The organism is Paramuribaculum intestinale (assembly GCF_003024925.1).
Taxonomy (GTDB): Bacteria; Bacteroidota; Bacteroidia; order Bacteroidales; family Muribaculaceae; genus Paramuribaculum; species Paramuribaculum intestinale.
The window spans coordinates 1-8,598 of record NZ_PUED01000113.1; the positions used below are offsets into that span (position 1 = coordinate 1).

General features: G+C 54.3%; 6 protein-coding genes. All 6 read left to right on the forward strand.

Annotation, left to right across the window (positions count from 1 at the left end; all coding sequences use genetic code 11):
* Positions 1-236: DUF2461 family protein (locus C5O24_RS08870; protein ID WP_133165513.1), on the forward strand; the 236-nt coding region annotated here is incomplete at its 5' end.
* A gap of 128 nt (positions 237-364) precedes the next feature.
* Entirely contained in the window at positions 365-3,643 is a 3,279-nt protein-coding gene (locus C5O24_RS08875; protein ID WP_107035092.1) for a S41 family peptidase, read from the forward strand.
* Positions 3,640-4,719: a DUF2027 domain-containing protein gene (locus C5O24_RS08880; protein ID WP_237612971.1), complete on the forward strand. Its 1,080-nt coding sequence runs from the start codon at positions 3,640-3,642 to the stop codon at positions 4,717-4,719. Before C5O24_RS08875 ends, C5O24_RS08880 begins: the two co-directional genes overlap by 4 nt.
* A gap of 156 nt (positions 4,720-4,875) precedes the next feature.
* The gene (gene aspS / locus C5O24_RS08885) at positions 4,876-6,636 is read left to right on the forward strand and encodes an aspartate--tRNA ligase (protein WP_107035091.1); all 1,761 of its coding nucleotides are present in this window, start codon (positions 4,876-4,878) and stop codon (positions 6,634-6,636) included.
* A gap of 61 nt (positions 6,637-6,697) precedes the next feature.
* Positions 6,698-7,471, forward strand: a complete 774-nt coding sequence (locus C5O24_RS08890; protein WP_107035090.1) for a Nif3-like dinuclear metal center hexameric protein — start codon at positions 6,698-6,700, stop codon at positions 7,469-7,471.
* Between the two features lie 3 nt (positions 7,472-7,474).
* Positions 7,475-8,263, forward strand: a complete 789-nt coding sequence (locus tag C5O24_RS08895) for a zinc ribbon domain-containing protein (RefSeq protein WP_107035089.1) — start codon at positions 7,475-7,477, stop codon at positions 8,261-8,263.
* The last annotated feature ends 335 nt before the right edge of the window (positions 8,264-8,598 follow it).

Consider the following 8,598-nt stretch of genomic DNA (forward strand, 5'->3'; position numbering starts at 1 on the left):
ATCCTGACTTTGTCAGATATTTCCCTGAGTGGTGCGGCCAGCAGCTGAAGACTGTGCCCAAGGGATGGGATCGTGATCATCCGCAGGCGCCGCTTTTGAGGCTGAAAGATTATGGGCGCGTGAATTATGTCGGTGCGGAATATTTCATGAATCCGTCCTGGCCTGAGATAACGGCCGAACGGTTCAAGGCATTGAAACCGTTTGTGGATTTTCTGAATTATACCATCGACGAGTAATGACAAACTACTCATGGAGCTGAGCTGTCGCTGGCACGTCAGGGTGTGAAATGCCGGCCGTACATAAAAGGTCGGTCATGCGCAGGCTTATTCCGGTGGAATAATGAATATACAATAAACCAAACAATATGATTATCAAACGTTTCTTTTTGATCGGCGCGGCCATGCTTGTTTCGGCCGGCATGGCTCAGGCCGTGACGCCGCTGTGGATGCGCGATGTGCGGATCTCTCCTGACGGCAGCCAGATCGCTTTCACTTACAAGGGTGACATCTATAAGGTCGATGCCAAAGGCGGCAAGGCTGAAAGACTGACGACTCTGGCGTCGTATGAGAGTCGGCCGGTATGGAGTCCCGACGGCAAACAGATAGCTTTTGCCTCGGACCGCAACGGTGGGCAGGATGTGTTCATCATGCCGGCTACCGGAGGGTCGGCCACACAGCTGACATTCAATTCAGCAAACGAGATCCCCGAGGCGTTTACTCCCGACGGCAAGAGTGTGCTTTTCAGCGCGGTGATCCAGGATCCGGCCGAAAGCGCCCTGTTTCCCTACCGCGCCCTGACCGAAGTGTACAGTGTTCCCGCAAAGGGTGGGCGCACCCGTCAGGTGCTTGGCACTCCGGCTGTATATATGTCGTTTATGCCCGACGGACGTTCGTTTGTCTACGAGGATGTAAAGGGCAGTGAGGATAAGTTCCGCAAGCACCACACATCATCGGTGACCCGCGACATCTGGCTGTATGACGCTTCGACCGGCAAGCATACAAATCTCACCCATCGTGGAGGCGAGGATCGTAATCCGGTGGTGTCGGCCGACGGATCGACTGTGTATTTCCTTTCGGAGCGCGACGGCGGCTCGTTCAATCTGTATTCCTTCAATGTGAACGATCCGGCAAAGCTGACGCGCCTGACCGATTTCAGCACGCATCCGCTTCGTTTCCTCTCGCGCGGATCGGACGGTACGTTTGCTTTCACTTACGACGGTGAGATATATACCATGCGCGAAGGTCAGAAGCCGGCGAAGGTGGCTATAGACGTGACTGTCGACGAGGAGAACAAGCCTGAACAGCTCCGTGTGGGTGTCGGCAGATCGGCGGCTGTGTCGCCCGACGGCAAGCAGGTGGCTTTCACGAGCCGCGGAGAGGTGTTTGTTACAGCCACCGACTATCCGTCGACCAAGCAGGTGACAAACACCACTGAGGCCGAGAGTGATCCGGCATGGGGAAGTGACAGCCGCACTCTTTACTACACATCGGAACGTGACGGCCACTACAATATCTATAAGGCTACGATAGGCCGCGAGGATGATCCCAATTTCTCGAATGCCACGATCATCAATGAAGAACCGGTGTTTTCCGTGAAGGATAAAGTGGACCGCACACATCCGTCGATATCGCCCGACGGCACCAAGATGGCTTTTGTGGAGGACCGCACGAAACTCAAGGTGATGGATCTGAAGACAAAAAAGGTGCGTCAGCTGACCGACGGCTCCACTGTCGCATCCCGTTCCAAGGGCTTTGCATCGCAGTGGAGTCCCGACGGCGAGTGGCTGTTGATCGAGGCCACCGACCTCCACCATCAGCCATACTCTGATATAGCGATAATCAATGTGGCCGACGGCAAGATGACATATGTCACCAAGACCGGTTATTTCGACCAGAATCCCCGCTGGGCCATGGGCGGCAAGGCCATCATATTCGAGAGCGAGCGTTACGGTATGCGCAATCATGCCTCGTGGGGTTCGGAGAGCGATGTGATGATTGCGTTTCTCAATCGCGACGCATTTGACCGCTTCCGCCTTTCGGAAGAGGATTACGAACTTCTGAAAGAGGTGGAGAAAGCCCAGAAGAGCAAGAAGAACGATGCTGCGTCGGGCAAGGACTCCAAGAAGGCTGATGACGCAAAAAAGAAAGCTGACTCCAAGAAGGCTGATGGCGATAAGGAGAAAGTGGCCGAGAAGGTGGCTGTGGATCTCGAGGGTATCGCCGACCGAACGATACGCCTGACGCCCAATTCGTCGGCTCTGGCTGACATGTATCTTACACCCGATGGTGAAACGTTGTATTATATCACCTCGTTCGAGAAGGGTTATGATCTCTGGAAGGCAAAACCACGCAAGGGGGATGTCAGCAAGGTGACCAAGCTAGGCGCAGGTGCCGGCATCGATACCGACAAGGCCGGGAATATGTATCTCCTTGGATCTACTCTTCGCAAGTTCGACACCAAGTCGGAAAAGCTCACTCCGATCACATTCTCTGCCTCTATGACCATAGATCAGGCCGCCGAGCGCGAGTATATGCTGCGCTATGTCTACAACGAAGAGCGCGAACGCTTCTTCCGCACGGATATGAACGGTGCGGACTGGGACAACCTCTACAAGGCCTACAAACGCTTCCTGCCTCATATCGACAACAACTATGACTTCGCCGATCTTCTCAGTGAACTGCTTGGCGAACTGAACGTATCGCACACGGGAGGCCGCTATTATCCCTCCGGTGCGGCGCATCCCACCGCACAGCTCGGACTGCTGTATGATCTGGGTTATGACGGCGCCGGGCTGAAGGTGGCCGAGGTGATAAAGGGTGGTCCGTTTGACCGCAGCACCTCACGTGTGAAAGCCGGCGATATCGTCAAGTCGATCAACGGCCAGGCACTCACGGCTGACACCGATCCGTCGGTGCTGCTTGCCGACCTGACACGCAAGAAGACTCTGGTGGGTTTTCATGGAGCCGACGGCACGGACTTCGAGGAGGTCATACTGCCTATATCGCAGAGCGCGCAGAACGCTCTGATGTATGACCGCTGGGTGCGTCAGCGCGAGGCTGATGTGGAGCGCTGGTCGAACGGACGTCTGGGATATGTGCATATCCAGTCGATGGACGACGGCAGCTTCCGCAAGCTTTATGCTAAGGCGCTCGGCGAGTATATCGACAAGGAGGGTATCGTGATCGACACCCGTTTCAATGGCGGCGGCCGTCTGCACGAGGATATCGAAGTGATGTTCAGCGGTAAGAAGTATCTGACTCAGGATGTGCACGGAGTGGAAACCACCGACATGCCGTCGCGCCGCTGGAACAAACCGAGTGTGATGGTGATCGGCGAGGCCAACTACTCGAATGCCCATGGCACTCCCTGGGTGTATCGTCACCTTGGACTCGGCAAGCTTGTTGGTATGCCGGTTCCGGGTACGATGAGTTCGGTCAACTGGGTGACGCTGCAGGATCCAAGCCTCGTGTTCGGTATTCCGGTGACAGGTTTCCGCACTTCCGAAGGATATTATCTGGAGAACACCCAGCTTGAACCGGATGTGAAGGTGGCCAACGATCCGGCTACCGTGGTGAAAGAGGAGGATACCCAGCTGCGCGCGGCTGTGGAGAGCCTTCTCAACGACTTAAAAAGTAAGAAATGATGGCAAAAACAGGTGATACCGTAAGGTTTCTCAATTCAGTGGGCGGCGGCCGCATAGTGCGTATAGACGGCAATGTCGCTTATGTTGACGAGGATGGTTTTGAAACTCCGGTGATGTTGCGCGAATGCGTGGTGGTCAGCGAGGCCGGCGATAGCCGTGCCGCCGCTTCGGCCGCTCCAGCCGTGGCTCCGAAGGAGATCGAAAAGCCGTCGAAAGAGGTGAAGGCCGAGCCGGAACTTCCGATTGTGGAAACGGAGGGCGGCGACAAGCTCAATGTGGTGCTGGGCTATGAGCCTGCTGACATAAAGCAGCTGTCGACCACGCGGTTTGACATATCGATAGTCAACGATTCAAACTACTATCTCTATTTCACTTACCTCACGCGCGGCGATGAGGAGGAGTGGACCACACGCTATGCAGGCATAGTGGAGCCGAATATCCAGCTGTTGATCGGCGAGATGACTCATGCCGATCTCGCGCACATGGAACATGTGGCTGTGCAGATGATCGCTTTCAAGCGCGACAAGGGTTTTGCTATGAAGCGTCCGGTTGACGTGGAGAAGCGGATGGATCTGACGAGGTTTCTCCGTGTCAACTGTTTCCGTCCGAACGATTATTTCGAGCGCGATGTGATAGCCCTGCCGATAGTGACGGATGATGTGCAGCTGGGACATGATGCGGTGTCAGTGAAGCCTGAGGTGATCGCCGAGGCTATGCTTACGCCTGTTGAACGGCGGCCGGAACGCCGTCAGGTCAAAAAGGTGCAGCGTCAGCCGCGGACTTCAGGGGGTGGTGATCCGTTCGTGACTGATCTTCATATCGACGAGCTGCTTGACACGACTGCCGGCATGTCGCCGGCCGAGATACTGAACTATCAGGTGGATGAGTTCCGCAAGGTGATGGACGCCAATATGCATAACCGTGGCCGCAAGCTGATATTCATTCATGGCAAGGGCGAGGGAGTGCTGAGACAGGCTCTGATGAAGGAGCTGCGCCACCGCTACAAGTCATGTCAGGTGCAGGACGCTTCGTTTCGTGAATATGGCTTTGGAGCCACTCAGGTGACCATAGGCTGACGACGACTGCGCCGTAGGGCCGCGCGAGCCGTGGCAAAATCAGACAATAGATTCATAAGATCCGCTTTTCCGTGTCGATTTTCGGCCGTGAAAGCGGATTTTTTGTAATTTTGTGGTCTGAAACAACATAACCGATTATATAGTCGAGATAGAAAAATGTACAGAACCAATACATGCGGCGAGCTGCGCCTTTCTGACGCAGGCCGCGAAGTGACACTCGCCGGATGGGTGCAGCGTGCCAGAAAGATGGGCGGCATGACATTCGTTGATCTGCGCGACCGTTACGGTATCACCCAGATCGTGTTTGAAAGTGATTCGGACACAGCTCTTTTTGATGCCGCCAACAAGCTTGGCCGTGAATTTGTGGTGCAGGTGAGCGGAACGGTGCAGGAGCGCGAGAATAAGAACAAGAATCTGCCGACCGGTGAGATAGAGATCATTGCGACCTCGCTCAAGGTGCTGAACCGCAGTGATGTGCCTCCGTTTACCATAGAGGATGACACCGACGGCGGCGATGATCTGCGGATGAAGTACCGCTACCTGGATCTGCGTCGTTCGTGCGTGCGCGGCAATCTGGAGCTTCGCCACCGCATGGCTTTCGAAATCCGCCGTTATCTCGACTCGAAGGGATTTCTTGAGGTGGAAACACCGGTGCTGATCAAGTCGACTCCGGAGGGTGCCCGCGACTTTGTGGTGCCTTCGCGCATGAATCCCGGTGAGTTCTATGCTCTGCCTCAGTCGCCTCAGACGTTCAAGCAGCTTCTGATGGTGAGTGGCTTCGACCGGTATTTTCAGATCGTGAAATGTTTCCGTGACGAGGATCTGCGTGCCGACCGTCAGCCTGAATTCACACAGATCGACTGCGAGATGTCGTTTGTGGAGCAGGAGGATGTGCTTCAGATGTTCGAGGGACTTGTGAAGCATATTTTCAAATATGTGAAGGATATAGACTTTGCTGATCCGTTCCCGCGCATGACGTGGGCCGATGCGATGCGTCTATATGGCAGTGACAAGCCCGACACCCGCTTCGGGATGCAGTTTGTGGAGCTGAAGGATCTCACGACCGGCAAGGGTTTCGCGGTGATGGATGATGCCGAATATGTAGGAGCCATCGTGGCTCCGGGCTGTGCCGACTATACCCGCAAGCAGCTTGACCAGCTGACTGAATTCGTGAAGCGTCCGCAGGTGGGTGCCAAGGGCATGATGTGGGTTAAGCTTGAAAATGACGGCTCGATAAAGAGTTCGGTAGGCAAATTCTATTCCGACGATGAGCTTCGCGGCTGGCTTGAGCGTGGCGGTGCGAATCCGGGCGACCTGATGCTGATACTCGCCGGAGCGACTATGAAAACCCGCAAGCAGCTCAACGAACTGCGTCTGGAGATGGGCTCGCGTCTCGGGCTGCGTGATCCGCAGAAGTTCTCGTGTCTGTGGGTGGTGGATTTTCCTCTCTTCGAATGGGATGATGAAACGCAGCGCTACTATGCCATGCATCATCCGTTCACTGCGCCTAACCCGGAGGATGTGGACAAGCTCGACACCGATACCGGTGCTGTCCGTGCCACAGCCTATGACATGGTGGTCAACGGAAACGAACTTGGCGGAGGATCGATACGCATACATGACTCGGAGCTGCAGGATCACATGTTCCGTCTGCTCGGTCTGTCGGAAGATGAAGCGCGATATAAGTTCGGCTTCCTTATGGACGCCTTCAAATATGGCGCACCTCCTCACGGCGGTCTGGCTTTCGGTTTCGATCGTTTCGTGTCGATTCTGGCCGGTCTTGACAGCATCCGCGATGTCATAGCTTTCCCGAAAAACAATTCGGGCCGCGACATGATGATCGACGCTCCGAGCACGATAGACCAAAGCCAGCTCGATGAGTTGAGCATAGCTGTGACTGAACCTGAAAAGAAATAAAATTAAAACGATGGAGGGCAGACGGCGAAAGGCGTCAAGTGCCCTCCGCTGTTTTTCAGATATGCCTAAAATCAGTGATATAATCGGCGCCTTGGAGGAGTTCGCTCCTCTGAGTCTGCAGGAGAGCTATGACAATTGCGGGCTTCAGACAGGCGATGCGTCGCGCGAATGCACCGGCGTCATGCTGTGTGTGGATCCGACTCCCGGTGTGATAGCCGAGGCGGCATCTGCGGGATGTAATCTGGTGGTGAGTCATCATCCGCTGATATTCCGCGGTCTGAAGCATATCACCGGATCGACTCCGGTGGAGCGCGCCGTGGAGTATTCGATCAGAAATGGTGTTGCGGTCTATAGTCTGCATACGTGTCTGGACAATGCGCCGTCGGGCGTGTCGCGCCGTATGGCCGAAATGCTCGGGTTGACGCAGGTGAGGGCTATTGACTGCGAGAGTGGGGCCGGCGCTGTCGGTCAGCTTGCGGAGCCTTTGGCGGCAGTGGATTTCCTGAGTGAGGTGAAGCGTGCGTTCGGTGCCCGGGTGGTGCGTCACAGCGCTCCGGATGGGTCGCGAATGGTGAGCCGTGTGGCTTTATGCGGCGGTTCGGGCGCCTCGATGCTCCCTGCTGCAGTGGCCTGCGGTGCTGACGCGATGGTGACGGCCGATGTGAAATATCATGATTTTGCCGACTATGGCGGCAATATTCTGATAGCCGACATAGGCCATTTTGAGAGCGAACATTGCACTATAGGCATTTTTACCGATATTATTACGAAAAAATTTCCTAACTTTGCAGTCCGTGACTCGCACGTAGAGTCAAATCCTGTAAATTACATGTAAGCTATGGCTACAGCAGACAAGAACAAAAACGAACAGAATCTCTCAGTGGAGTCGCGCCTCAAGTCGCTCTACGAGCTGCAGACGCTACTTTCGCAAATCGACCGAATCCGCACTGTGCGTGGCGAACTTCCTCTTGAAGTCGCTGACCTTGAGGATGTGATCAAGGGTCTGACCACCCGTATAGAGAATTTCCGCAAGGAGATCGAAGAAATCCGCAAGAAGTCGGTTGCCGAGAAGGAGAAAATCAATGATTCACAGGCCAAGATAGCAAAATACAAAGAGCAGATCGACAATGTGAGGAACAACCGCGAGTTTGATCTGCTGTCGAAGGAGATCGAGTTCCAGACTCTCGAGATAGAGCTGAGCGAGAAGCATATCAACGAGTATGCCCGCATGATCGACGCCAAGAACAATGAAATCGCCGAGACCGAGAACCGTCTGGCTGATCAGAAGCATGTGCTGGCCGACAAGAAGGCCGAGCTTGACGAAATCGTGTCGGAGACGAAGCAGGACGAGGAGCGTCTGCGCGAACAGGCCAAGGCTCTTGAGCCTAAAATCGACGCCCGCACTCTTGCGGCTTTCAAACGCATCCGCAAGAATGCCCGCAACGGTCTGGGTATCGTATATATACAGCGTGATGCCTGCGGAGGTTGCTTCAACCGCATCCCGCCTCAGAAGCAGATGGAGATCAAGATGCACAAGAAGATCATAGTCTGCGAGTATTGCGGCCGCATCATGATCGACCCGGATCTCGCGGGTGTGGATCTCAGTGCGCCGACAGAGAGTAAGTAATTCTTATACTTTGATGTAAGATATAAATCCAGTCAGCGATGGCCGGATTTTTTTTTGTCATGACCAGGGATCGGACAGGCGGAATGTGCCGGGGAGGGTGCGCCGGTGTGATATAGAGAAAGCGCTGTGTCAGTATCGCATTGCTGACACAGCGCTTTGTGGGTCTAAGCGTATGTTTGAATTTAACACGAAATACAAACATACTCTAAGAAACTGTTTAAATTTGATTCAATAAAATTTTTATGGCAGCCAAATCAATCATTTCTTCAGCGACCTCTGTTGATTCTTCATAATTGCGTGAAAGGCGACGGAACCAATCAAGCCATGAGAAAGTT

What these genes read in the sequence shown, in the direction of transcription:
- C5O24_RS08895 (WP_107035089.1), top strand. Translation starts at nt 7,475, where the DNA reads ATGGCTACAGCAGACAAGAACAAAAACGAACAGAATCTCTCAGTGGAG.
- C5O24_RS08880 (WP_237612971.1), top strand. Translation starts at nt 3,640, where the DNA reads ATGATGGCAAAAACAGGTGATACCGTAAGGTTTCTCAATTCAGTGGGC.
- aspS (WP_107035091.1), top strand. Translation starts at nt 4,876, where the DNA reads ATGTACAGAACCAATACATGCGGCGAGCTGCGCCTTTCTGACGCAGGC.
- C5O24_RS08875 (WP_107035092.1), top strand. Translation starts at nt 365, where the DNA reads ATGATTATCAAACGTTTCTTTTTGATCGGCGCGGCCATGCTTGTTTCG.
- C5O24_RS08890 (WP_107035090.1), top strand. Translation starts at nt 6,698, where the DNA reads ATGCCTAAAATCAGTGATATAATCGGCGCCTTGGAGGAGTTCGCTCCT.